The 23,373-nt window shown below is 72.1% G+C and carries 21 protein-coding genes and 1 pseudogene; 12 read left to right on the plus strand and 10 right to left on the minus strand.

Features of this window, described 5'->3' with window-relative positions:
- Positions 1–236: 236 nt before the first annotated feature.
- Positions 237–1,016: a hypothetical protein gene (locus ACWGKT_RS38265; RefSeq protein WP_453277274.1), complete on the plus strand. Its 780-nt coding sequence runs from the start codon at positions 237–239 to the stop codon at positions 1,014–1,016.
- A gap of 14 nt (positions 1,017–1,030) precedes the next feature.
- On the opposite strand, the gene ACWGKT_RS38270 is transcribed toward ACWGKT_RS38265, so the two are convergent.
- Both ACWGKT_RS38270 and ACWGKT_RS38275 read right to left on the minus strand, forming a co-directional pair.
- On the minus strand, positions 1,031–1,729 hold the full coding sequence (locus ACWGKT_RS38270; RefSeq protein ID WP_453277275.1) for a GAF and ANTAR domain-containing protein: 699 nt from the start codon (positions 1,727–1,729) through the stop codon (positions 1,031–1,033).
- A gap of 113 nt (positions 1,730–1,842) precedes the next feature.
- On the minus strand, positions 1,843–3,186 hold the full coding sequence (locus tag ACWGKT_RS38275; RefSeq protein ID WP_453277292.1) for a tetratricopeptide repeat protein: 1,344 nt from the start codon (positions 3,184–3,186) through the stop codon (positions 1,843–1,845).
- A gap of 111 nt (positions 3,187–3,297) precedes the next feature.
- Here ACWGKT_RS38275 and ACWGKT_RS38280 point away from each other — a divergent pair, with 111 nt between their 5' ends.
- From ACWGKT_RS38280 to ACWGKT_RS38290, 3 genes are all read left to right on the plus strand, one after another.
- Complete coding sequence (locus ACWGKT_RS38280; protein ID WP_356149546.1) at positions 3,298–3,501, plus strand: hypothetical protein; 204 nt, start codon at positions 3,298–3,300, stop codon at positions 3,499–3,501.
- Positions 3,502–3,568: 67 nt separating this feature from the next.
- Positions 3,569–4,810 carry an amidohydrolase gene (locus tag ACWGKT_RS38285; protein WP_235457341.1) on the plus strand — a complete coding sequence of 414 codons (1,242 nt, stop codon included), beginning with the start codon at positions 3,569–3,571 and terminating at the stop codon, positions 4,808–4,810.
- 136 nt (positions 4,811–4,946) lie between these two features.
- Positions 4,947–6,896, plus strand: coding sequence for a YncE family protein (locus tag ACWGKT_RS38290; protein WP_453277276.1), 1,950 nt, complete (start codon positions 4,947–4,949; stop codon positions 6,894–6,896).
- Positions 6,897–6,926: 30 nt separating this feature from the next.
- Here ACWGKT_RS38290 and ACWGKT_RS38295 read toward each other — a convergent pair whose 3' ends face one another.
- Positions 6,927–7,985, minus strand: a complete 1,059-nt coding sequence (locus tag ACWGKT_RS38295) for a hypothetical protein (RefSeq protein ID WP_453277277.1) — start codon at positions 7,983–7,985, stop codon at positions 6,927–6,929.
- 87 nt (positions 7,986–8,072) lie between these two features.
- Positions 8,073–9,266, minus strand: coding sequence for a PP2C family protein-serine/threonine phosphatase (locus ACWGKT_RS38300; RefSeq protein ID WP_453277278.1), 1,194 nt, complete (start codon positions 9,264–9,266; stop codon positions 8,073–8,075).
- A gap of 104 nt (positions 9,267–9,370) precedes the next feature.
- On the opposite strand from ACWGKT_RS38300, the gene ACWGKT_RS38305 reads away from it, so the two are divergent.
- Entirely contained in the window at positions 9,371–9,817 is a 447-nt protein-coding gene (locus ACWGKT_RS38305) for a hypothetical protein (protein WP_356149524.1), read from the plus strand.
- Between the two features lie 76 nt (positions 9,818–9,893).
- Here the strand turns inward: ACWGKT_RS38305 and ACWGKT_RS38310 are convergent, their stop codons facing one another.
- Complete coding sequence (locus ACWGKT_RS38310; RefSeq protein ID WP_453277279.1) at positions 9,894–10,292, minus strand: SH3 domain-containing protein; 399 nt, start codon at positions 10,290–10,292, stop codon at positions 9,894–9,896.
- Between the two features lie 198 nt (positions 10,293–10,490).
- Here ACWGKT_RS38310 and ACWGKT_RS38315 point away from each other — a divergent pair, with 198 nt between their 5' ends.
- From ACWGKT_RS38315 to ACWGKT_RS38325, 3 genes are read left to right on the plus strand one after another with little or no spacing between them, the layout of a single operon-like run.
- Positions 10,491–11,432 (plus strand): hypothetical protein, encoded by a 942-nt coding sequence (locus ACWGKT_RS38315; protein ID WP_453277280.1) that lies wholly within the window; start codon positions 10,491–10,493, stop codon positions 11,430–11,432.
- On the plus strand, positions 11,362–12,387 hold the full coding sequence (locus ACWGKT_RS38320; RefSeq protein ID WP_453277281.1) for an endonuclease/exonuclease/phosphatase family protein: 1,026 nt from the start codon (positions 11,362–11,364) through the stop codon (positions 12,385–12,387). Before ACWGKT_RS38315 ends, ACWGKT_RS38320 begins: the two co-directional genes overlap by 71 nt.
- 37 nt (positions 12,388–12,424) lie before the next feature.
- The gene (locus ACWGKT_RS38325; protein WP_453277282.1) at positions 12,425–14,362 is read left to right on the plus strand and encodes an FUSC family protein; all 1,938 of its coding nucleotides are present in this window, start codon (positions 12,425–12,427) and stop codon (positions 14,360–14,362) included.
- 12 nt (positions 14,363–14,374) lie between these two features.
- Here ACWGKT_RS38325 and ACWGKT_RS38330 read toward each other — a convergent pair.
- Positions 14,375–14,628, minus strand: a pseudogene (locus tag ACWGKT_RS38330) (alkaline phosphatase PhoX); the annotation flags it as partial.
- Positions 14,629–14,829: 201 nt separating this feature from the next.
- On the opposite strand from ACWGKT_RS38330, the gene ACWGKT_RS38335 reads away from it, so the two are divergent.
- Both ACWGKT_RS38335 and metG read left to right on the plus strand, forming a co-directional pair.
- Positions 14,830–16,566, plus strand: a complete 1,737-nt coding sequence (locus tag ACWGKT_RS38335; protein WP_453277283.1) for a VWA domain-containing protein — start codon at positions 14,830–14,832, stop codon at positions 16,564–16,566.
- A 146-nt stretch (positions 16,567–16,712) separates the two neighbouring features.
- A complete protein-coding gene (gene metG, locus ACWGKT_RS38340) occupies positions 16,713–18,422 on the plus strand; it encodes a methionine--tRNA ligase (protein ID WP_453277284.1) in 1,710 nt (569 codons plus the stop codon).
- 341 nt (positions 18,423–18,763) lie between these two features.
- On the opposite strand, the gene ACWGKT_RS38345 is transcribed toward metG, so the two are convergent.
- The 3 genes from ACWGKT_RS38345 to ACWGKT_RS38355 all read right to left on the minus strand — a co-directional run bounded on the left by ACWGKT_RS38345 (position 18,764) and on the right by ACWGKT_RS38355 (position 20,765).
- Positions 18,764–19,732 (minus strand): alpha/beta fold hydrolase, encoded by a 969-nt coding sequence (locus ACWGKT_RS38345; RefSeq protein ID WP_453277285.1) that lies wholly within the window; start codon positions 19,730–19,732, stop codon positions 18,764–18,766.
- Positions 19,733–19,829: 97 nt separating this feature from the next.
- Positions 19,830–19,970, minus strand: a complete 141-nt coding sequence (locus tag ACWGKT_RS38350; RefSeq protein WP_453277286.1) for a hypothetical protein — start codon at positions 19,968–19,970, stop codon at positions 19,830–19,832.
- Positions 19,971–20,090: 120 nt separating this feature from the next.
- Entirely contained in the window at positions 20,091–20,765 is a 675-nt protein-coding gene (locus ACWGKT_RS38355; RefSeq protein WP_453277287.1) for an MFS transporter, read from the minus strand.
- 279 nt (positions 20,766–21,044) lie between these two features.
- Between ACWGKT_RS38355 and ACWGKT_RS38360 the strand changes: the two genes are divergently transcribed.
- Positions 21,045–21,656, plus strand: coding sequence for a TetR/AcrR family transcriptional regulator (locus ACWGKT_RS38360; protein ID WP_453277288.1), 612 nt, complete (start codon positions 21,045–21,047; stop codon positions 21,654–21,656).
- A gap of 290 nt (positions 21,657–21,946) precedes the next feature.
- On the opposite strand, the gene ACWGKT_RS38365 is transcribed toward ACWGKT_RS38360, so the two are convergent.
- Positions 21,947–22,558, minus strand: a complete 612-nt coding sequence (locus ACWGKT_RS38365; RefSeq protein ID WP_453277289.1) for a TetR/AcrR family transcriptional regulator — start codon at positions 22,556–22,558, stop codon at positions 21,947–21,949.
- A gap of 85 nt (positions 22,559–22,643) precedes the next feature.
- Here ACWGKT_RS38365 and ACWGKT_RS38370 point away from each other — a divergent pair, with 85 nt between their 5' ends.
- On the plus strand, positions 22,644–23,225 hold the full coding sequence (locus ACWGKT_RS38370) for a TIGR03086 family metal-binding protein (protein WP_453277290.1): 582 nt from the start codon (positions 22,644–22,646) through the stop codon (positions 23,223–23,225).
- Positions 23,226–23,373 lie beyond the last annotated feature (148 nt).

Here is a 23,373-nt window from a genome sequence, read left to right on the forward strand (position 1 = left end):
CTCCTTCCCTCGTCCCTCGGGACCCTGAAGTCCCCGCCCCGACCTTATGCGGCACTCAGTCCCACAGGGCGGTGCCGCACAAGGCCGGGGCGCCGTTGACCGGCGCGAGGCGCGGCGGGCCGCCGACCGGGGCACCGGGATCACCCGGACGGACCGGAGCGCTGGTGGGCGGGGCGGGGCGGTGGTGCCGTGAGAGCACGTACCCAGGTCACCAGCACGCCCAGGAGGGCCCCGTCATGCCAGTACCCCCGGCCCGCCTCCTCGCCGCCTCCGCGCTCACCGTCGCCGCGCTGGTCACCGTCTCCGGCTGTCTGGGCAGCGTCCCGGACAGGGTGGCGCGGCGCGTGCCCGGCTCCCCGGCGGCCGAGCAGGCACCTCAGGCGTCCCCGGGCGCCAAGCCCGCCCTCACCCAGGCCCAGGCCCGGGCCGCGCTGATCACCGAGGCCGATCTCGGGGCGCCGTGGGGCCCGACCGAGGGGATCGCCACCTGGCGGGACGGGCTACTGAAAGCGGTCACCAACGTCCCCGAGTGCCAGCGGCTGCTCGACGCTCTGTACGCCGACGAACTGCTCGGCGAGCCGTCGGGGACGTCCGCCGTGACCTCCCTCGACGACGGCGACGACCAGGCGCAGCTGCGCTACCGGGTCGCCGCCCATCGCCGCGCGGACGCGGAGCGCACGCTGACCTGGCTGCGGACGCTGCCGGGGGCGTGCACCCAGTTCACGGCGGCCACCACCGTGGCGGGCCTGCAGTCCGTCCAGGTCTCCGAGATCCAGCTGCCGCAGGTCGGGGACGACCGCCAGGGGCTGCGGGTCACGCTGACCGGACAGGCGAACGAGGACGAGCAGCCGACGATCCTCACCATGGACGTGGCGGTCGTCCTCGCCGGCGACGACGCGATCGTCCTCACCGACGGCGCCCTCGGCGAGCTGCCCGCGGACGCCACCCGCCAGGCGCTCGAAGTGGGAACCCAGCGCCTGGCCCAGATCCGTGAACGGGGCAGGGCGCTGGCCTGACGCCCCTGGCCGCCTCACACCCGGTCGAGACAGGTGCGGCGGCGGACCATGTCGTGCGCCACCTCCAGCGCCGTACGGCCGCACGCGAACGCGTGTGCGCGCAGCAGGTCCAGCGCCTCGTCCGGAGGGACCCTCAGCTGAGCCATGATCATGCCGACGGCCTGGGGGATCTCGTCGTGGTCGGCGGCTAGGCCGTTCAACCAGGCCGTGCGGGGGCCGGTGCCCTCCGGCGCGCGGGGAAGGGCGACCAGGGCGAGGGTCACCATGGCCGCCAGCAGCCGGGCGGTGCGCAGGTCGGCGTCGAACAGTTCACCGGGCTCGGCGCCGTACAGGTCGAGCGTGCCCAGGCACACCGTCCCGCTGCCCAGCGGGATCGAGTAGGCGGCCCGCACCCCGGCGGCCGTCGCCTGCTGGGCGAACACCGGCCAGCGGCGCGCGTCCCGGCCCGCGGTGAGGTCCCGGGCGAGCACGGGCGCGATGTGGTGGACGGCGGACACGCACGGCCCGTCGCCCAGCGTGGCCTGTGTCTCCGCCAGGCCGGCCGCCGCGGCGTCGCTCGCCCCGACCCGCAGGGGCAGTCCCCAGCCGCACAGCGAGACGCTCGCTCCGACGACGGGCAGCAGTTCCACCGCGAGGCCGCACAGCCGCGCGGGCACGTCCCGGGACGGCACACCCCGCAGCCGTTCGGCGATGGCTTCGGCGACCCGATGCATGTCCACCGCCTCCTTCAGCACCGGTGCATGCGTGGTCGTGGAAGCCCTGGCGCAGGCTCCCGCCCTGGGGCTTCCCGACTACCCGCCGCACCGGGGCCGAAACGGTCCCGCGGTCACAGAGGGGGTTGTGCGGGCGCGGGTCCCAGGGTCGTGGTGCCCGGGGCCGTGCGGTGGCCGAGGCCGGTGCGGTAGGCGTCCAGGGCGGCCTCCACCCGGCCGGTGCGGCGCAGCAGGTCACCGAGCAGCCGGCACAGGTCGGCCAGGTCCCCGGCCGCGCCGGCCCGCTCCAGCAGGCTCAGCGCCCGTACGTAGTGCTCCTCGGCGGCCTCGGTGTCCCGGCCGTCCTCGGCGATGATGCCGAGCAGCCGGTGCGCGGCGGCCGCGTGCAGGGCGCCCCGCTCGGGCGAGAGGTCCGCCAGGACCTCCTCCAGCAGCGCGGCCGCCTCCGCCGACTTGCCCCGCCGGTGCAGGACGTCGGCGAGCTCCACGGCGGCCTGGCTGCGGTACAGGGCGGCGCGGGTGGCCGAGAGCATGGCCAGCGCCTCGCGCAACTCGGCCTCGGCGCGCTCCAGTTCGCCGTCCTGGGCGTAGACGTAGCCGCGCATCCAGTGGCAGTTGGCGAGCTCGGTGCGCAGCTGGAGCTGGCGGTACAGCTCGGCCGCCTTGGCCAGCGAGGCGTCGGCCTCGGCGACCCGGCCCTCGGCGAGCAGGGTGCGGGCGACGGAGCGGTGCATACGGGCGACCAGCGCCGGGTCGCCGACCTGCGGGGCGAGGGCCAGGGCGAACTCGGCGGCCTTCGCCGCCCGCGCGGGGGCGCCCATGTCCATGTAGGGCCCGATGACGCTGGCGTAGAGGAGGAGCAGCGCGTCGGGATCGTGCAGCCCGCCGCGGTTCAGCTCGTCCAGGGCCGACTCCAGCAGGTAGACGGCGTAGCGGAGTTCACCGGCGAGGTAGTGGGAGACGGCGCGGCCCCGCAGGGCGGGTACCCGCATCGGCAGCGGCTCCCCGGCCGTCCGTTCCTCGGCCCGCTCGAAGTACCCCCGCGCCTCCACCAGATCACCGGTGTCGAGGGCGCACTCGCCGAGCCCGAGCAGGGCGGTGGCCTGCTCGCACATCAGCCCGTACCGCTCCGCCTCCGCGAACAGCGCGGCGTACTGCCCGGCCGCCTCCTCGGCGGCGCCGGTGGCCAGGGTGCGCTGGGCCTCGGTCAGCCGCAGCCGCAGATCGGTGGCGAGGTGTGCGGGCCGTCCCACGGCCAGTTCCTCGAAGGCGACGCCGAGCCGTCCGGCGATGTGCCGCAGCGCGTCGTCGGAGGCCCGCACCCGTCCCGCCTCCAGGGTGGAGATGTAGGCCGGCGTGTAGGCGGGCTCGGCCAACTGGCGCTGGGTCAGACCCCGTTGCGTCCGCAGCTGCTGCACCCGTCGCCCGACGGTCTCCGGATCGTCCCGCTCCTGCATTCCGGACTGCCCCCAACTCGCCCTGGACCTCTTGCCGTTCGGCACCGACTGCCCCTAGGTTAAACGGCGCATTAAGCATGCTTAATACGTCGCTGTTGTTGCGAGGTCGCCGTGCTCGGACGCACATCCGCACGCCCCACCGCACTCTCCCACTTCCGACGTCCCGCGATCGGCGGAACGCCGGCGGTCAGAGGCCTGACCGCCGCCGTGGTGGCCGTGGCCGCCCTGATCACGGCGGCGAACGCGGGCCCGGCCCGCGCGGCCCAGGAAAGACCGGCCGCCCCCACGGCCCAGCACGCCACGCACCGCTGGTGAGCCGCCCCGTGCCGGGCAGTTCGCCCGGCACGGCCCGAGCCCGGCGGGCGGCCTCTACGCTGGGCCCGTGACCTCTGCCGCCGCTCGTACCGCGCTGGACCTCACCGCCGGCCTCCCGGTCCCGGACCTGGAGGACTTCTACCGCGACCTGCACCGGCACCCGGAGCTGTCGCTGCGCGAGCACCGCACCGCCGGGAAGCTCGCCGGCCGGCTGGGGGACGCCGGGTTCGAGACGACCGAGGGGATCGGCGGCACCGGTGTCGCCGGGGTGCTGCGCAACGGGGACGGCCCGACCGTGCTGCTGCGCGCCGACATGGACGCGCTGCCGGTGCGGGAGGAGACCGGGCTGCCGTACGCCTCCCGGACGGACGGCGTGATGCACGCCTGCGGGCACGACCTGCACGTGACCTGGCTGGCGGGCGCGGCCCGCGCGCTGGCCGACGGGCGGGACACCTGGTCGGGCACGCTGCTGGCGGTCGGACAGCCCGCGGAGGAGGCCGGGCAGGGGGCCCGGAACATGGTCGAGGACGGTCTGTACGAGCGGTTCGGGCGCCCCGACGTGCTGCTGGGACAGCACGCGGCCCCGGGGCCCGCCGGGTTCTACCCGCACATCCCGGGCCTGATCATGTCCGCCTCGACGGACGTCGACATCGTCGTGCACGGGCGGGGCGGGCACGGCTCGCGTCCCGAGTCGACCGTGGACCCGGTGGTGACCGCCGCCTACCTGGTCACCCGGCTGCAGACCGTCGTCTCCCGCGAGATCGCCGCCAAGGAGTCGGCCGTGCTCACGGTGGGCCGTATCGAGGCCGGCACCCGGCACAACATCATCCCGTCCGAGGCCCGGATCGCCGTCAACCTGCGCACGCAGTCGGAGGAGGTGCGGCAGCGGATGCTCGCCGCGATCCGGCGCGTCGCGCGGGGCGAGTGCCTGGCCGCCGGCTGCCCGCGCGAGCCGGAGGTGACCGTCGGCACCACCTTCCCGGTGACGGTCAACGACTCCGGGACCGACGGCCTCGTCGCCGCCGTGCACGGCGAGGTGTTCGGCGCGGCGACGGTCTTCGACCCGGGCCCGGCGATGGGCAGCGAGGACTTCCCGGTGCTGGCGCTGGGTTCGATCCCGTACTCCTACTGGTTCGTGACGACCACGCCCGCCGACGTGTGGGAGCAGGCGCCCGGCGACGGCTTCCCGGAGAAGTTCGCGTCGGTGCCGAGCAACCACAGCCCCCGCTTCGCGCCCGACCTGTCCACGGTCGCCCCAGGAGTGCGGACCCTCGTCTCGGGGGCGCTGGCTCTTTTGTCAGTGGCATGACCTAGTGTCAGCGACATAGTCTGCATCGTCTTCACCGACTTCACCCACCCGCCACACACGGCCCACAGGGGACACACACAACAGCCGTGCCCGTGGCACCCCATGCCCACATTCGATCCGGGGGGTTCGAATCAGCGTGCGTAAGCGCACTCTCACGGCTGCCACCACCCTGGCGGTCCTCATCAGCTCGGCGGCCCTCACCGCCACTCCGGCGTTCGCCGACACCACCACCGCCCTGCCGATCAAGTCGGTCGGCGACGTCGTGGTGGACGGCGAGCACCAGCGGGTCTTCATCAGCGACCCGGACAACGGCAAGATCGTCGTCACCGACTACGCCGGCCAGGTCGTCAAGCAGCTGACCTCGCTGAAGGGGGTCACCGACCTCGAACTGTCGGCCGACTCCGACACCGTCTACGCGGCCGTCTCCGCGGGCGGCCCCCCGTCGCTCGTCAGCATCGCCACGGCCTCCACGACCGAGGTCGGGCACATCGACCTGCCGTACAGCCCGAAGTACCTGGCCGAGGCGGGCGGCAAGCTGTGGTTCGGCTACGCGCCCGGCGCGGACCAGGGCGGCATCGGCTCGATCGACCTGGCCGCCCCGGGGCAGCCGGCGTCCTTCTTCCCCGACGAGGCCTGGACCGCCGCCCCGATGGTGGACGCCTCCGGGAACACCCTCGTCGCGGGTCAGCCGGGCCGGACCCCGCAGCACCTGGCCGCCTACGACGTCTCCTCGGGCACGCCCCAGCGCACCGCGCTGCGGGACGCGGACGGCGGCGGCATGAAGGACCTGACCCTCACCCCCGACGGCAAGGACGTCGTCCTGGCCAGCCCGGGGCCGACCCACCACACCGCCTACCGCACCTCCGACCTGGCACCGGACGGGGAGTACCCCTCCGACGCCTACGCCAACGCGGTGGACATCGCCCCGGACGGCTCGGTCGCGGCGGGCATCGACGGCCCGTACGAGCCGGACATCTACGTCTTCAAGCCGGGCGCGCACACCTCGGTGCGGGAGTACGACTTCCGGACCACCGACCGGCTCGCCGACTCCGCCCTGGCCTGGGCGCCGGACGCCTCGCGCCTGTTCGCGGTGTCGTACAACAGCGACGGCGCGTACTCCCTGCGCGTCCTCGCCGGCCCCACCAAGGCGGTCACCACCGTCACGGTGAACGCCCCGTCGACGGCCCCGCGCGCCAAGAAGCTCACCGTCAAGGGCAAGGTCACCTCCAGGGTCGCACTGGCGGCCGGGATGAAGCTCACGGTCACGCGGACCGACCTGGACTCCCCGCGCGGCAAGTCCCTGCCCGCGGTGACCATCCGGGCCGACGGCACGTACTCCTTCACGGACACCCCGCCGGCCGGCGGCAAGGTCAAGTACACGGTGAGCTACGCCGGTGACACCACCCACGCCGCGGGTTCCGCGAGCGACACCGTCGACGTCTCCCGCGCCAAGCCGGGGCTGTCGGTCAACAACAACGGCAAGGTGTACTCCTACGGCAAGGACGTGAAGTTCACGGCCCACCTGGGGAGCACCTACAAGAACCGCACGGTGGAGATCTGGGCCGACCCGGCGGGCGCGGACAAGCCCAACAAGCTGGTGAAGTCCGGCCGGGTCAACGCCGACGGCAACCTGTCCGTCACCATCGACCTGAGGCGCAACACCAAGGTCACCGCGAAGTTCGGGGGCGACGCCCGCTACCAGCCGCGGTCGGCGTCCAGCACGGTCGGCACCCGGGTGAAGGTGTCCACGTCGGTCGGCCGGCAGTACAAGACGCGGAGCACGTGGGGCCACACGTACTACTTCTTCCACAAGGCGAAGAACCCGCTGTTCACGACCACGATGACGTACTACCCGAACCGCGCGCAGCGCCTGGAGTTCCAGGTCTACTACCAGGGCACCTGGTACGACGGCGGCTCGCAGTACTTCCCGCTGGGCTCCGACGGCGTCTCCAGGGTGGAACTGGGCGGCACCCACGACACCGGCTGGCGTTTCCGGGTGCGGGCCACGTACCTCAAGGGCAACTCCGGTGACTCCGTGAACTCCACGACGCACGGCGGGTGGAAGTACTTCACCTTCACCGGCTGAGGCCGCCGGGGCCGCTCGGGCCCCGCTCGCTCAGCCCTGGGTCTGGAGCTGTCGCAGGTGCTGCTGGACATGGTCCAGCGCACCCTGCTTCCGCCCCGGCACCCTGAGCCTCAACTCCGCCAGCGCGGGCCCGAGTTCACGGGCCCGCGCTGTGTCGTCGATGCGCCCCCACTGGTGGTGCGCGCGGTCCACGGCCGACTCCACGGCGGGCGCGTGAGGCGCCTGCCCGGCGGCCAGCCGGGCGGTGGCGACCGTCAGCCAGGTACGGCAGCTGCGCACCGGGTCGCCCGCGAACATCGCGAGATCCGCGCGGACTTCGGCCCAGTGCAGGGCGTCCTCGGAGCCCGGCCCGTGCGCCCGTACGGCGGTCCGCTCCCACTGCGCGGCCAGCGCGTCGGCCTCCGTGTGCCGCCCGGCCTTGACGGCGGCGGCGATGACGGCGTGCGGGTCGCCGCTCTGCGGTGCCTGCGCGGTCAGCAGGATGTTCGTCGCCGCCTGTGCACCGAGCCGGGCGAGCACCTGCTGGTGCAGTTGCTCCAGCGGCGGCCGGTGCCCGCTGCGCAGCAGCGTCGCCACCGCCTTCATGTACGACGGCTGGGCGACGCCGCGACGGGACGGCGGCGGGGCGATGCGACCGTGAACGGCGTTCCCGCGGCCGGAGTCGAGCGGCTGGGACCGCAGATGCTCCCAGGTCTCGGGGTCCGCGTGCAGGTCGACGACGAGGGTCGTCGCGCCGCTGGGACGCAGCCGCAGCTCCTCGCGGAACCAGTGCCAGGGGAAGCCCGTGTAGCGGACGGAGGCCGGCGTGGTGCGGGCCAGTGCCAGGTGCGGCAGGTGCTGGCGGCGGTCGAGCTGGAGCTGGCCGGTGACGAAGACGGTCAGCGGGCCGGGTGCGGCCGCGGCGGCGCGCAGCCGGGTGAGGACGGCCTGCGGCTCCAGGGGGTCGGCGAGTTCGACCACGTTGGCGGTGTCCGTGCCGGACAGCACGGCGGGTGCGACGGCCGCGAGGACGGGGAGCACCGAGGCCGCGTCCACCAGGCGTCCCCGGCCCATGGGCGAGGCCGCGAGCAGCAGCACGGTTCCGGGCATCGGTCCCCCTGGGGTCGGTCTCGCTGGCGTCGATCCCGTTGATCGGTCAGAGCAGCACCGTAACCGCTGCGGCTGCAAAGGTGGGTGTCAGGAACCCAAACCGCCTTCTTCCGCGCCCTCTTCGAGCCGCCGGATCGCGAAGATCGTTGTGTCGTCGCCGAGATGACCGCCGCTGTGCCGCAGGACGCCGTCGCGGACGAGGCGGACCAGGCGGCGCGGCGCGGCGGCGCGCGGATCGGCGGCGACGGCACGGGCGACCTCGTCGTCGAGGGCGTAGTACACCCCGTTGCCGTCCCGGGCCTCCGTCACGCCGTCCGTGGTCATCAGCAGCGTCTCGGCACGGGCGAGCGGGAACCGGGTCAGGGGCGGCGGGGCCCTGTTCTCGGCCAGGTCGCCCATGCCGAGGGGGAGGCCGCCGCCGGGCGGCAGGGGGCGCACGCCGTCGGGGCCGACCGCGAGCGGGGGTTCGTGGCCGAAGTTGACGATGTCGAGGGTGTCGGAGCCGTCCCCCGGGATGCCGATCAGGACGGCGGTGGCGAACCGGTCGCCGTCGTCCCGGCCGAGCGCGGTGGTGTGCCGGCGGTGGCGCAGCATACGGATCTCCAGGCGGGCGGCGACGGTCGCGAGATCCGGCTCGTGGTACCCGGCCTCCCGGAAGGTGCCGAGCAGCGCGGCCGCGGCCTCGACCGCGCCCAGGCCCTTGCCCTGCACGTCGCCGACGAGCACCCGGGTGCCGTGCGGGCTCGACTGGATGTCGTAGAAGTCGCCGCCGACGCGGGCCTCGGTGTCCGCGGAGAGGTACACGGCCGCGTGCTCCAGACCGGCCCACCGCGGCGGCAGCGGGCGCAGCACGGTACGGCGGGTGGTCTCGGCGATGTCCCGCATGTGCAGCATGCGCTCCTCGCCGCGCACCCGGATCGCGCAGGCCAGCGTGGCCAGGACGCCGCCGAGGGCGACGAGGATGAAGTCGGGCAGGCCCGCCTGGTACTCGTCGGGGTAGGTGCTGTCCATGACGATGTAGGTGACGACCGAGACGACCGCGAAAGCGGCCGTGGTCCACACCCCGCAGATCGCGGCGGCGATACCGGGCACCAGCACGATCCAGGAGATGATCCGGAACTTCTCGCTGGTGTTGTAGTCGATGAGCGTGATCAGCACGAGCAGCAGCAGCGGCGCGACCCACGCGACACTGTGCCCCCGGATCCGCAGCAGAGCCTGCCGCCGCAGCAGTGCGTCGTCGATCACGCACCTCAGCCAAACACGCCACGGCCAGGGCCGCATCCGGGCACCCGAACGGCTCCCGGACCGATCTCGTCCGCCGACTTGCCAGGGCGTCCCCCCAGGTGTGCTCTGGTAGGCGGGGGCGAGGCGAGAGGAGTGCTCTCATGGCTCATGCGGCTCCGGCGACCGGTGCGGTGACCCGGTACGGCGGTCCCCCTCATCTGTTCAGCGAGCGGACCCACGCGATCGCTCGGTGGGCGGTACCGGTGGCGCTCGGCCTCGTCTACGGGTACTGGGCCGCCGCCAACGTCCGTTACGGCGGGCCGATCACCGGCATGAACGTGCTGTTCGGCTTCGTGACCACGATCGTCTTCATCGCCCTGTACCTCGGGGTGCAGGCGCTGGCCCCACGGCTGCCGCGCGAACTGCACGCGGTGCTGTGGGCCTCCTTCACGGGCATCACGATCGGCTTCCTGTTCAGCCTGAGCGGGCGCGGCCACTCCGTGCTGGCGTCCACGGCCCTGGGCCTGGCGTTCGCCATCCCGGTGGGCATCGTGGCGTTCTACCACTACTACACGCACGAGGACGGGACGGGGCACCGCATCCGCTGATCCGGAGCGTGCGTGTGGGCCCCGGCATCACGGCCGGGGCCCACACGCTCCCCTGTTCCCCTCACAGGCCGCCGAGTCATCCGCTCGTGCTCGGCGGCGTCGAGGTGACCGAGTAGGTCGTGTCACCGCAGGCCGGCACCCACCGGTGGCCGGCGTCGACATAGTGGGCGCTCACCCAGCCGCGGTCGCCGGACAGCTGGAACCAGATCCTGCTGCCGTGGACGGTCTGTCCCTCGGTCTCGCACGCCAGGCTCACGTGGGTCCCCGGCCAGAGCCGGTTGACGAGCGCGGAGTACCCGGTGGGCGCGGCCCGCACCGGGGCCGGGTCGTGGGAGACGACGACGGCCAGGACCGGACCGACGGGTGCCGCGACGTCGGCATGCGCGCCGGCGACCGCCGCCGGAACGGCGACGGCGAGGGTGCCGCCGGTGAGAAGGGCCGCGGCCAGGGTCCGCAGGGCCACAGTGGTGCGCATGATGACTCTCCTTCTCCCCAGCACCAGGAATCACCCCAGCACCAGGAAACACCCGTTCGGGTGAACGCTCCACCGGAGAGCGGAAGCCCCAGTTCCGCAGGGGGGAAGGCCCCGGGTACTACCCGTTCGGCTTGACATTTGCACCCGGACGGAGTCGTACCGCTCGCCCCTCACGCCCCCAGAGCCTTGCCTGGAAGAGTGCCCCCACGCCTCAGGAGCGCCCTGTCGGCGGCGCTGCTCGCCCTCTCCTGCCTCCTCGTGCCGTTCGGCGCACTGGCGGCCTGGGCGGCGTACGGGCTCGCCGACACCGGCCGCTACGTCACGGCGATGGCGCCACTGGCCGGCGACTCCGACGTGCGGGACGCCGTCGCGGACGCCCTCGGGGCCGGCATCATGCGCGAGGTCGACCACAAGGTCCACGACGTCCGCCCGATACGGGGCAGTGTCGTCCCCTTCGTGCGCGACGCGGTGCGGTCCTTCACCCAGACCCGGGCCTTCCGGCTGGCCTGGGACGAGGGCAACCGGGCGGCCCACGACGCACTGCTGCGCGCCCTGCGCGACGAACGCGACGGCGCCGAGACCGCCGTGACCGTCGACCTCGCCCCCGTCACCGCCCAGGTCAAACGCCAACTCCAGCGGGACCACGTGCCGCTCGCCGCCCGCATCCCGGTCGAGCACACCGCGGTCGCCCTGCTCCCGGCGGGCGAACTGGCCCCCCTCCGGAAGGGTTTCCACGTGCTCGAAGTCGCCGGCTTCTGGCTCCCCGTCGCGGCCGTCGTCTTCGCCGTCACCGGGATCGCCCTCGCCGTCCGCCGCCGCCGCGCCGTCGCCGCGACCGCCCTCGGCACCGCCCTGGGCGGCGCTCTGCTCGCCGCCGCCCTGGCGGTCGGCCGCAGCCTCACCCTCGCCGACCTCCCCGCCGACGTCCCGCACCCGGCCGCCGGCGCCGTCTACGACGCCCTCACGGCCGACCTGCGCACGGTCTCCTGGCTGCTGGTGGGGGTCGGCCTGGCGGTGGCGCTGAGCGTGTGGCTGACCCGGTACATCCCGGTTCTGTACGCTCGTGCACGTGACCTACCAGCCCGTCCGGGGTACGGGGACGAGGCCGTCCGGGCCGAGCGGGGAACCCGGGGGCGGTAGCCGCCGGGGGTCCGGACGCCGACTCGCCGCCTGGTGCGCCGCACTGCTGCTCGCCGGCGTGAGCGTGGTCGTCGGCTGTCGAGCCGCCGGCACCGACGGGATCACCCCCGTACCGCAACTGCTCGCCTTCCTGCCCTGGCTGCTGGTCCCCACCGGCGCGGCCCTGCTGTTCTCGCTGCTCGCACGCTGGTGGACCGGGCTGGTGTGGGGGGTTGTGGCCCTCGCCCCGCTGGCCTGGTTCATCGAGCCGTACGGCAACAGCACCGAGCCCGACGGCACGCCCCTCGCCGAACTGCGCGTACTGACCTCGAACGTCGAGTTCGGGCACGGGACCGGCTCCCTGGTCCCCGAGATCCGCCGGTGGAAGCCGGACGTGGTGTTCGTCGAGGAGTGCGAGTACACCTGCCAGGCCACGCTGCAACGGGACTTCGGCGACACCTACCCGCACCGGCGCGAGGTCGTCGCGGGCGGCTCGGCGGGCTCGATGCTGCTCAGCCGCTACCCCCTGCGCGGCACCGACGGCGTCCCCGGCACCATGGGCATGCCCGGTGCCGTGGCCGACGTACGCGGCCACGACGTGCGCCTGCAACTCGCCCACCCCATGCCCCCGCTGCCCGGACAGGTCGGCCTCTGGCGCCGGGAGCTGGGCAGGCTGCGCGACTTCGGCGCCGCCGACCGGCGGACCCCGACCGTCCTGGCCGGCGACTTCAACGCCTCCCAGGACCACGCCGCCTTCCGCCGCATCCTCGACACCGGCCTCCACGACGCCGCCCGCCTCGCCGGGCACGACCGCACCCCCAGCTGGCCCGCCCGCACCGCCGGGGGCATCGGCGCCCAGATCGACCACGTCCTGGTCTCCCGGGACTTCTCCGCGAGCGACGCCCGGTTCCTGCGCCTGGCCTCGACCGACCATCGCGCGCTGCTCGTCGACCTCACGCTTCACCAGCGGAGATGACCCGGAACAAGGCGACCGCCCCGGTCATAATGGGCGCATGTCCCGCGAGTTCCCCATCGGCCTGACCCCTCCCGACTGGCTGGTGCGGAACCTGCGACCCCAGCGGGCCCCGCTCAACTGGCCCGCCATGGCCCGCGCCTCGATCTCCATGGCGCTGCCCCTGGCCGTCGGACTCGCGGCGGGACGGCCCGCCTACGGCGCCCTCGCCTCCATGGGCGCGCTGTCCGGCGTCATCAGCGACACCGCCGACGCCTACCGCATGCGGCTGCTCAACATCGCGGTCCCCCAACTCTTCGGCGCCGTCGGCATCACCCTCGGCGCCCTCTTCTACGGCCACGGCTGGGTCACCGTCGCCGTCGTCACCGCAGTCGCGCTGGTCTCCGGGATGATCTCGACGATCGGCGCGGTGGCCTCCGTATCGGGCCTGGTGCTGCTGCTCGACGCGGTGATCGGCGCGGGACTTCCGCTCCCCGGCCCCTGGTGGCTGGCCCCGGCGCTGACCTGCGGCGGCGCCCTGCTCGTCCTGCTGCTCGCGCTGCTCGCCTGGCCGCTGCGGTCCGGGATGCCGGAACGGGCCTCGGTCGCGGCCGCCTACCGCACGGTGGCCGACCTGCTCGCCGCCTGCGGGGACCCGGGCCGGTACGACGAGGTCCGCTACGACGTCACCCAGTCCCTGAACCAGTCCTACGACCTCATCCTGGCCCACCGCGCCCGGCACCACGGCCGCAGCCCCGAACTGACCCGGCTGCTCGCCCAGTTGAACGCGATCACCCCGGTCGTGGAGGCGGCACCGGCGGTCCACCTCGCCGGACAGCCGCTCGCGCCGGAGGTTCCCGAGGCCGTACGGAACCTCGCCCGCGCCGTCGACACCGGCTACGCCGGCCCCATAGGTCTCGCCCTGCCGGCCCCCACCACCGAGACCGGCCGGGCCGTCGACCACGCCCTGCGGCACGCCGCCGACGTGGTGGCCGTCCCCGACGTCGACCCGCGCGGCATCGACGACCGCCTGGGCAGCCCGGCCTCCCTGAGCATCCGCACCGCCCGGGCCGCCCGCAACGTCACCCTCTCCGCCAACTCCTGGCGCTACGGCCTGCGCCTGGCCCTGTGCATCGGCCTCGCCCAGGTGCTGGTCTCGATCATCCCGGTCCCGCGCTCCTACTGGGTCGCCCTGACCATCACCTTCGTCCTCAAGCCCGACTTCGGTTCGGTCTTCTCCCGGGCGCTGCTGCGCTCGCTGGGCACGGTCGCCGGGCTCGTGATCGCGGCGGCGGTGCTCGCGGAGGTGCCGCGGGGCTGGTGGGACGTACCGACGATGATGATCCTCGCGCCCCTGATCCCGGCGTTCACCCCGCGCGGCTACGGCTACCAGACGGCGGCGATCACCCCGGTGATCCTGCTGCTGTCGGACATCCTGAACCACCAGGGCACCGGGCTCCTGCTGCCGCGCCTGGTCGACTCGCTCATGGGCTGCGCGATCGCTCTGATCGCGGGCTATCTGCTGTGGCCGGAGAGCTGGCACACCCGCGTCGGCGACCGCCTCGCGGACGCGGTGGCGGACACCGCGCGCTACGTCGAGAGCGCCTTCGGGAGCGCCGCGGACCCCGCCGCCCGCGCCCGGATGCGCCGCCGTCTGTACCGCGACCTCTCCGTCGTCCGTACGGAGTTCCAGCGCGCCCTGACCGAGCCGCCGCCCACCGGCCGGCGGGCCGCGGCCTGGTGGCCGCTGGTCGTCGCCGTGGAACGCATCATCGACGCGACGACGGCGGCCCGCGTCCGCGTGAAACACGGAGCCGAGCCGCCGTCCTCGGCCGAGATCACCCAAGTCTCGCGGCAACTGCGGGAGTTGTCCGAGGGTGTGCGTCAGGCGGAGACGCTCGTCGCCGTCCGCACGGACCTGACCGGTCCGGCGGACAGCGTCCTGGAACCGCTGCGCCAGGAGGTCGCGGCGGCCAGGGCGATCGCGTCACCGCGCTGACGCGCGGGGGCCTCAGGCCCCGATGTCCTCGCCGTCCGCGCGCCACACGGCGACGACGGCCGGGCGGACGATCTTCCCCGGGCGTCCGGCCAGGTGCTCGCCGGCTTCTCCACCGAGGCGCCGTCGATCTCGCCCGGGTGCTGGACCGCGACGAGGACGCGGCGCTCCTGGACGATCGGACCGCAGGTCTCGGCGCCGGTCGGCACGGTCAGGAACTGCTTGAGCTCACCGCGCCGGTCGCCGCGCGTGGCGACATCGAACAGGCCGGCGTCACCACACCGGAAACGGCAGGTCATGGCGGAGCGGCCGCCCGGATGCGCACTTTGCTCTCCAGTGAACCCCCGAGAGCGGAGCGGCACGTACCGCGGTACGAGACCCTCCCCAAGATCGCTACCTGGGGCCGCTAACCTTACGTGTCCGTCCTGGCCAGGGATCTACGGGAACAACTCACGCGAAGGGTTGCGCACATGGGCATTCTCACTCTCCTGCGGAACGCATTCGGCCGGTCACGCAAGCAGCGGACCGCCGAAGCAGAGGGTGCGGAGCAAGTTCCTTCGCAGGAAAACGGCACTCCGACGACCCGGTCGACCGCGTCGACCCCGTCGGTCCCCGAGCCCCGCTCCGCCACGTCCAACGAGCACGAACTGGTCTCGGCGGCTTTCAACAACGTAACGGTCCCGAGGCCGACAGAGCCGGGGGACGCGGTGACGGAGCCGACGGCTGATGCGGGGCCGGTGGCTGAGGCTGAGGCCGAGCCTGTGGCTGAGGCCGAGCCCGCTGACGTGGAGGCGGAGCCGGTGGCTGAGCCGGAGCCTGTCGCTGAGGCAGAGCCGGTGGCCGAGGCAGAGCCCGTCGCGGAAGCCGAGGTGGAGCCGGCGGCTGAGCCGGAGCCTGTCGCCGAGGCCGAGGCGGAGCCGGCAGCTGAGCCGGAGCCTGTCGCCGAGGCAGAGCCGGTGGCCGAGACGGAGCCGGTGGCCGAGACGGAGCCCGTCGCGGAAGCCGAGGTGGAGCCGGCGGCTGAGCCGGAGCCCGTGGCTGAGGCCGATGCGGAGCCGGTCGCGGTGGCCGAGACGGAGTCGGCGGCCGACCCGGAGCCCGTCGCGGAAGCCGAGCCGGTGGCCGAGACGGAGGCTGAGGCCAAGCCGGAGCCCGTCGTCGCGGAGGCCGAGCCCGAACCGGTGGCAGAGGCCGAACCCGTCGCCGAGCCGGAGGCGGAGACCGTCGCGGAGGCCGAGCCGGAGCCCGTCGTCGCCGAGGTCGAGCCGACGCCGGTGGCGGAGGTCGCGCCCGAGCCCGTTGCCGAGGCTGAGCCCGAGGTCGAGGCCGAAGCGGTGGTTCAGGCGGCTGAGGTTGAGCCGGAGGCCGAGGTAGAAGCAGCGGCGGAGTCGGCGGAGGTCACGCCGGAGGCCGTGGTGACCGCCGAGGCGGACGAGCCCGCGGCCGCCGACGGCGAGGACGCCCCCCAGGGGCCACCCGCACTCGACAACGAGACCCGCACGGGTGGTGCGGGTGGGAACGCTTCGGGCGAAGGCGAAGCCGAGCCGACGGCCGCCGAAGCCGAGGGCATCGCCCTCGCCCCCACCCTCACCACCGCCCACAAGGCCGCTCGAACCGCCCTTGAGAACCACACCCTCACCGGCGCCCGAGCCAACGTGTACCTGGTCCTCGACCGCTCCGCCTCCATGCGTCCGTACTACAAGGACGGCTCCGCCCAGGCCCTCGCCGAGCAGACCCTCGCCCTCGCCACCCACCTCGACCCCGAGGCCACGGTCCACGTCGTCTTCTTCTCCACCGAGGTCGACGGCACCACCGACCTCACCGTCACCGCCCACGAGAACAAGATCGACGAGGTCCACGCCGGCCTCGGCCGCATGGGCCGTACCAGCTACCACGCCGCCGTCGAAGCCGTACTCGCCCACCACACGAAGGAGCACGACGCCAAGGCCCCCGCCTTCGTCGTCTTCCAGACGGACGGCGCCCCCGACGCCAAGACCCCGGCCACCCAGTCCCTCACGGACGCCGCGAAGAACCACCCCTCCGTCCACTTCTCCTTCGTCGCCTTCGGCGAGCACGACAACAAGGCCTTCGACTACCTCCGCAAACTGAAGACCGACAACACGTCGTTCTTCCACGCGGGCCCGACCCCGCGCGAGCTCACGGACATCGAGCTCTACGACGGCATCCTGGCGAACTGGCGCCCGTAACCCGGCGTAGCCCTCCGTAATCCTCCGCAGGCACACCGATGCCGCCCGCTTCTCACCCCGTAAAACGGGAGGCGGGCGGCATACACATGTCGGCTACGATTTCAAGGTTCGTACACTCAGCGACCGCGACCTGGGAGCAGCCCCCGATGGCTCGACACCTCATCACCAGCGCCCTTCCGTACATCAACGGGATCAAGCACCTGGGCAACATGGTGGGGTCCATGCTCCCGGCGGACGTGTACTCCCGGTACCTCCGCCAGCGCGGCCACGACGTCCTCTACATCTGCGCGACGGACGAGCACGGCACCCCCGCCGAGCTGGCCGCGAACGAGGCGGGCCTCTCGGTCGCCGAGTTCTGCGCCCAGGCGCACGACGCCCAGAAGGCGGTCTACGACGGCTTCGCGCTGGCCTTCGACTACTTCGGCCGCAGCTCCAGCGCCGAGAACCGCGACATCACGCAGCACTTCGCCCGCAAGCTGAACGAGAACGGCTTCATCGAAGAGCGCGCGATCCGCCAGGTCTACTCGCCCGCCGACGGCCGCTTCCTCCCGGACCGCTACGTCGAGGGCACCTGCCCCCACTGCGGCTACGACAAGGCCCGCGGCGACCAGTGCGAGAACTGCACCCGGGTGCTCGACCCCACCGACCTGATCAACCCGCGCTCGGCGATCTCCGGCTCCACCGACCTGGAGGTCCGCGAGACCAAGCACCTCTTCCTGCTCCAGTCGAAGCTGCAGCACGAGGTCATGGAGTGGGTCGCCCGGCACGACAACGACTGGCCGCAGCTGGCGTCCTCCATCGCCCACAAGTGGCTGACCGAGGGCCTGCACGACCGCGCGATCACCCGGGACCTGGACTGGGGCGTCCCGGTCCCGGCCGACACCTGGCCGGAGCTGGCCGCCGAGGGCAAGGTCTTCTACGTCTGGTTCGACGCCCCGATCGAGTACCTCGGCGCGACCAAGGAGTGGTCCGACCAGGACCCGGAGAACCGCGACTGGAAGTCGTGGTGGTACGACGTCGACACCGACGTCCGCTACACGCAGTTCATGGCGAAGGACAACGTCCCGTTCCACACGGTGATGTTCCCGGCCACCGAGCTGGGCGTGCGCGAGCCGTGGAAGAAGGTCGACTTCGTCAAGGCCTTCAACTGGCTGACGTACTACGGCGGAAAGTTCTCCACGTCGCAGAAGCGAGGCGTCTTCACCGACCAGGCCCTGGAGATCCTGCCGGCCGACTACTGGCGCTACTTCCTCATCGCCAACGCTCCGGAGTCCGACGACTCGTCCTTCACGTGGGAGCACTTCACCGCCACGGTCAACAAGGACCTCGCCGACACCCTCGGCAACTTCGTCAACCGCGTCCTGTCCTTCTCCCGCAAGCGCTTCGGCGACGACGTCCCCGCGGGCGGCGAGCCGGGCGAGGCGGAGGCGAAGCTCGGCGAGGAGATCGCGCGTCTCCTCGCGGAGTACGAGGAGCACATGGAGGCCCTCCAGTTCCGCAAGGCGGCCGCCGCCCTGCGCGCCCTGTGGTCGGCCGGCAACTCCTACCTGGAGGAGAAGGCCCCCTGGCTGGAGATCAAGACCGACAAGGACGGCGCGGCCCTCACCCTGCGCACGGCGATGAACCTGATCCACCTGTACGCGGTGGTCTCGGAGCCCCTCATCCCGAGCTCGGCGGCCACGATGCGCGCGGCGTTCGACCTGAAGGACGACTCGGCCGCATGGGTCTCGGCGGACGAGGCGAAGTCCCTCTCCTCGGTCCCGGCCGGCACCCCCTTCACGGTCCCGCCGGTCCTGTTCGCCAAGCTCACGGACGAGGACCTGGAGACGTACAAGGAGCGCTTCGGCGGCGAGTAGGCGAGTACTACAGCCTCAGATCTTGAGGTTGTGATCGGTTCTGCTCGGGTTGTCCCAGGGGCGGAGGCGGGCTCGGGAGGGGGTCGCCGCGCCGGTTGTAGTGGCTGACGGTGGCCCGGGTCTGGTGCAGGGCTGACGAACAGCTCACCGGAAGATCATCGAGGTGCGCGCCGTATCGACGGGCGCCCAAGGGGTTCCGCGCAGTCCACGACGAAGCCCCTGCGTGCCCAGGAGGTCGGCGAGCGTCACAGACCGAACGCCGCCCGGTCGAACGCAGAGGGACGGCAAGACGGCGCGGGTTGAAGCTGCTCTTCCGGAGTGGCTGTGTATGTGGAGCCCTTCTACCGCGACATTGCCGGGGAATTGTTCGGGTTATCCCGGTATGGGGCCAGAAACGTGGTGAGGGCGGCCAGCATCGCTTCCGGTGCCTCTTCCGGCGGGTAGTGGCCGCACTTGGGAATGATGAGGCTTTGCACGTCGTCGGCCGCGAGCCTCATGGTGTTGCCGACCATTTCGCCCGAGTTGTCCGCTCCTGCAATCGTCAGGATGGGGAGGGTGAGCGGTCGTGACTTGCGCCGCTGGTTCTGCGCGATGGTCGTGTCGAGCGCGCGGTAGAACTCGAAGCTGGCACGCAGGGCGTCCGGGTCAGCCGCGAGGATGTCGACGTAGTGCTTGACGGCGTAGTCGGGCAGCTTCTTCGTGGCCTTGGTCGCGAACTGGTGCCCGAAGTAGAGGTGTTCACGCCCCTTGACCAGTCGTTCATTGATCTCGCTGAGCCGGTTGAAGCCGAAGTGCCAGAGTCGGTCGTTGGAATCCGCACTTCCGAACAGAGGTGGTGACGGGGACAGGCCTGGGATCGCGGCTTCGGCGACGGCCAGACGATCGAGCCGGTCGGGGTGATCCGCGGCCAGGGCATAGCCCGTCCACATTCCGATATCGTGGCCGACCATGGCGAATCGTTGGTGTCCCAGCGCGGTCATCAGCGCGGCGAGGTCGTCGGCGAGAGTGCCGGTGTCGTACCCGTTGCAGGGCTTGTCGGACAGTCCGACGCCACGTGGGTCGACCGCGACGACCTGGAAGTCTTTGGCCAGCGCGGGCATGAGAAGGCGCCAGGCGTACCAGGTCTGGGGCCAGCCGGCCAGCAGCAGCAGGGCGGGTCCTTCACCGCCGATGACCGCGTGCAGGCGCAGTTCGCCGGTGTCGATGTAACGGCTCGTGAACGTATCGCTGAATCGGGCCGCGAGCTTCGGTGCCTGCGACACGGAGCCAGGGCCGTCGGGTGGGGGCAGGTCGATCGTGGACCGGCTCATGATTGTTCCTTTCGTGGATGCAGCAAGTACGGTGCTGCGGGTCGCCTTCGGGCGGTGGCGAGCGTCGTGGCGGCCACGGCGACAGACAGCGGCGAGGTCAGATGTCCTGGTCGAGGATCTGGTCAAGCAGTCCCAGGGCCAGGGTGGGCACGATCGTGCCGGCATACGCGGCGAGGAAATCGTCGACAGCAGATCCGCCCAGGCCGACGCCGGTGCCCGCCAGCAGGGGGTCGATCACGAATAGCGGCAGCGGCCGTACCCACAGCCCGGTTTGGAAGACCGCGATGCCCGCGACAAGGAAAGCAGTCGAAAGCCGGCCGTCGCGCAGCCAGCGCCCGGGGGGAGGCCACTTGGACGATCAGGGCGATGAGGAACAGCAGCGCAGCTCTGCGCCGATCGCGGCGAGGTTGTGAACGTGCAGTTGTTCGCGCAGAAATGAGGGCACCAGCGAGGAGAACAATCCGCTGACGGCGAAGGCGGCCAGGACGGCCGTGGCGGCGCTCAGAAATTCCGGCCGATCTGGCCGCCGGTCGGGCAGGGTCGGTCGGCGCACGGACAGGACAGGGCCTCGCCGAACGGCAACGGTCTCCGGGACGACGGCGCGGGCGGGAAACGCCAGTGCCCGGGTACCCGGATACGCCCAGAACACCAGGCGCGTGGGGTCCGCGCCGTACTGGGCGAACAGACCCGCCGTGACGGTGCCCAGCCCCAGTGCGCCCATACTCGCGGCAGTGGACGCGATCGACGTTCGCCGTGCGCGAGGTTCTCCGGCCAGCTCATTGAGTGCTGCGGTAGCGGTGGCGGTGAACACACCGGTGGCCAATCCACACAGGAACCGCGCCACCAGCAACGTTCCGACGTCGCATGCAATCAAAACCAAGGCGGTGCTCGCAGTCGCGGCGGCCAGGGCGCCGACCAGGAGCGGGCGACGCCCCGTATGGTCGGACAGGGACGCGAACATCATCAACGCCAGCACCGTTCCCAACGCGTAGACGGCGAACACCAGCGGCGTGGTGAACGGTCCGAAGCCCATTCGCGGCGCCCGGAGCGCGTACAGCGGAATCGGCAGCGTCCACCCAGACCAGGGCGTACACCGCAGCTACGAGCCAAAATCCGGTACGCGCCCGCGAGCCCCCTTCGGGCGTGAGGGCCTTGGCCGAAACCTCACGTGCCCTCTCACCGATCACGGCGGCACCTTCCAACTTCGGGTACGAGTGCCTTCACGTTAATCATCTTGGAACGATCGGTCAAGGAATCTTGGATCGATCGGTACAGCAGGTGTGTAGGATCATGAAGGGACGCAGGAGGGAACATGTCAGGCCGCAAGCAGTTCGACGTTGACACGGCTCTGGACCAGGCGATGCGCGTGTTCTGGGAACGCGGGTACACGGACGCCTCGCTGGACGTCCTGGGGTCCGCCACGGGTCTCGGCCGCGGCTCCCTCTACGGCACCTTCGGCGGCAAGGACGCGCTCTTCCGCCAGTGCCTCGACCGCTACGCCTCGACCTACGGCACTCGATACGAGCAGGCCCTCACCACCCATGCCGGCGACCCGGTACGCGCCATCGAGGCATTTTTCGACGTCGTCCTCGCGCGCATCGCCGATCCGTCTGTCCCTGCGGGGTGCCTCATCGCCCAGTCCGCCGCGCAGGCGCCGATACTCAAGGGAGACAACAGCGCTCACGTGCGCACTCTGCTCGACACCCAGCGCCGGCGAGTGCGCACAGCCCTGACGGGTCCCTCGGCCGCCCCTGAGGAACTGGCGGACGAGCTGGCCACGTTCGTCGTCGCAGTCAATCAGTCGCTGGCCGTCCTCAGCCGCGCCAGCGCCTCGGACACGGAGCTACGGGCCGTGGCGCGGCTCGCCTGTCAGACGGTGGCAGACACCCTTCGCGCGACACCGGAGCGTGCCGCCTGTGACTGACGACGCCGGCCAGCCCGCAAAGTGCTCCGCCGCAGTGATCCGGCACCGCGATCGTCGGGCATGGAATGCGCCGTACGCCTGTCGACCGTTCCTCGGCGTTGCGCCGGTGTGACCGGGCGTACGTCAGCCTGGCGGAGGGGCGGCAGCGGGCCGTCGGGGATTTCGACGCAGGTCGTCAGCCGAGTCGGGTCGAAGGAGATCTACGGCCGAGGCGCCGGTTCGTTTTCGGCGGCTGCACATCGCGCGGCCGCCGCGTCCACGACGGCGTGCGGTCCTGGCCGGCCACTTCCTTACGTGCCGAGCAGCGCGGCGGCGAGGCATCGGTGCAGCCAGTCGGCGGAGCGGTCGAGCGGCCAGTGGCAGTCGTCGGTCAGTGTGAAGTAGGAGGCGTTGCCGAGGAAGTACCAGAGCACGTCCGCAGCCTCGTCGACGGTGACTCCGGCGCGCAGTGCGCCCAGTTCCGCGAGCCGGGCCGCAGTGGCCCGCAATCCGCGGCGCAGGCTGTCGTGCGCCGCGCCGACGGTCTCCCGGATCCCGGCGTCCTGAGGTGCGGCGGCGATCGCCTGACGCATGATCGGCGACCAGAGCTCGAACTCGCTTCGAGTGCCGTCCACGAGCATGCGCAGCAGCGCGCCGGGGTCGGTTTGCGCAGCGATCCGCTCGTAGATGCCGCCGGCCTCAGCGGCGCGCACCCCGTCCTCGATGAGTGTGCGTAGCACACCGCTCTTGCCTCCGACCGCTGCGTAGACGGTGGGCGCTGCTACCCGCGCTGCACGGGCGATGTCCTGCACCCGGGTGTCGAAATAGCCCCGTTCGACGAACAGTTCCCGCGCCGCCAGCAGGATCGCTTGACGGGTCGCAGCCGCGTACTCGGCCCGCCGTCCGGCCTCTTGTGTCACCACCCCTATGACTGTAGACCCTGCCCGATCGTAGATCGTTGAGAGTAGACTACACTCGATATAGTCACCTATCAGAGAAAGTGGTTCCATGATCTTTCCGGTACTCGAGGACCTGGCTCACCAGTTCCCCGGCATCACTCCCGAGCAGGACAAGCTCCCCACACCGTGCGACGACTTCGACGTGAGCACGTTGCGCCGCCACCTGCTGGGCTGGCTCACCTACTTCGACGCTGCCTTCACTGAGCCGTCCGGCAGCGACCGGCCCGACCCGTCCGCGTTCACGGGCCCCGACCACCCGAGTGCCGTGATCGCGCACCTCACCACCACGATCCGATCGGCCCTGGCCGGCGGCCTGGCGACAGCTACCGTGAACGTTCCGCTGCTGGGCGGCGCCTATCCGGGCTCCGTAGTCATCGACCTGCTGTTGATCGAAACGCTCGGCCACGGCTGGGACCTGGCCCGTGCGACCGGCCAGCGATGGAACCCGGACCCGCAAACCTGCCAGCATGCCCTCACCGTGCTCGAAGGCGTGATCCAGCCGGAATACCGTGGCCCCGGCATGCCCTTCGGCCCCGAAATCGCCATCGACGCAAGCGCACCACCTCTGGACCGGCTGGTCGCTTTCACCGGCCGCGACCCCGCTTGGGCGCCCCCCGTTCAGCTGCGCTGATGAGCGCCTGCGGCGTCGTCCTCGCTTGACGGACCGGCGGGGGGGGGGGGGTCGGGCCCCCCCCCCCCCCCCGCCGGGGGCCCGGGGTGAAGCCCAGCCCCCCCACGCGCCCGGGGCGGAGGGGGAGCACGGGCGGGGGCCCCCGGGG

Source organism: Streptomyces sp. NPDC054794, assembly GCF_053611585.1.

Bases quoted from the DNA above. Each gene is read 5' to 3' on its own strand.
- ACWGKT_RS38295 (WP_453277277.1), bottom strand. From the start codon at position 7,985: ATGCCCGGAACCGTGCTGCTGCTCGCGGCCTCGCCCATGGGCCGGGGA.
- ACWGKT_RS38370 (WP_453277290.1), top strand. From the start codon at position 22,644: ATGATCTTTCCGGTACTCGAGGACCTGGCTCACCAGTTCCCCGGCATC.
- ACWGKT_RS38305 (WP_356149524.1), top strand. From the start codon at position 9,371: ATGGCTCATGCGGCTCCGGCGACCGGTGCGGTGACCCGGTACGGCGGT.
- ACWGKT_RS38335 (WP_453277283.1), top strand. From the start codon at position 14,830: ATGGGCATTCTCACTCTCCTGCGGAACGCATTCGGCCGGTCACGCAAG.
- ACWGKT_RS38325 (WP_453277282.1), top strand. From the start codon at position 12,425: ATGTCCCGCGAGTTCCCCATCGGCCTGACCCCTCCCGACTGGCTGGTG.
- ACWGKT_RS38360 (WP_453277288.1), top strand. From the start codon at position 21,045: ATGTCAGGCCGCAAGCAGTTCGACGTTGACACGGCTCTGGACCAGGCG.
- ACWGKT_RS38275 (WP_453277292.1), bottom strand. From the start codon at position 3,186: ATGCAGGAGCGGGACGATCCGGAGACCGTCGGGCGACGGGTGCAGCAG.
- ACWGKT_RS38355 (WP_453277287.1), bottom strand. From the start codon at position 20,765: ATGGGCTTCGGACCGTTCACCACGCCGCTGGTGTTCGCCGTCTACGCG.
- metG (WP_453277284.1), top strand. From the start codon at position 16,713: ATGGCTCGACACCTCATCACCAGCGCCCTTCCGTACATCAACGGGATC.
- ACWGKT_RS38310 (WP_453277279.1), bottom strand. From the start codon at position 10,292: ATGCGCACCACTGTGGCCCTGCGGACCCTGGCCGCGGCCCTTCTCACC.
- ACWGKT_RS38300 (WP_453277278.1), bottom strand. From the start codon at position 9,266: ATGCGGCCCTGGCCGTGGCGTGTTTGGCTGAGGTGCGTGATCGACGAC.
- ACWGKT_RS38265 (WP_453277274.1), top strand. From the start codon at position 237: ATGCCAGTACCCCCGGCCCGCCTCCTCGCCGCCTCCGCGCTCACCGTC.
- ACWGKT_RS38345 (WP_453277285.1), bottom strand. From the start codon at position 19,732: ATGAGCCGGTCCACGATCGACCTGCCCCCACCCGACGGCCCTGGCTCC.
- ACWGKT_RS38270 (WP_453277275.1), bottom strand. From the start codon at position 1,729: ATGCATCGGGTCGCCGAAGCCATCGCCGAACGGCTGCGGGGTGTGCCG.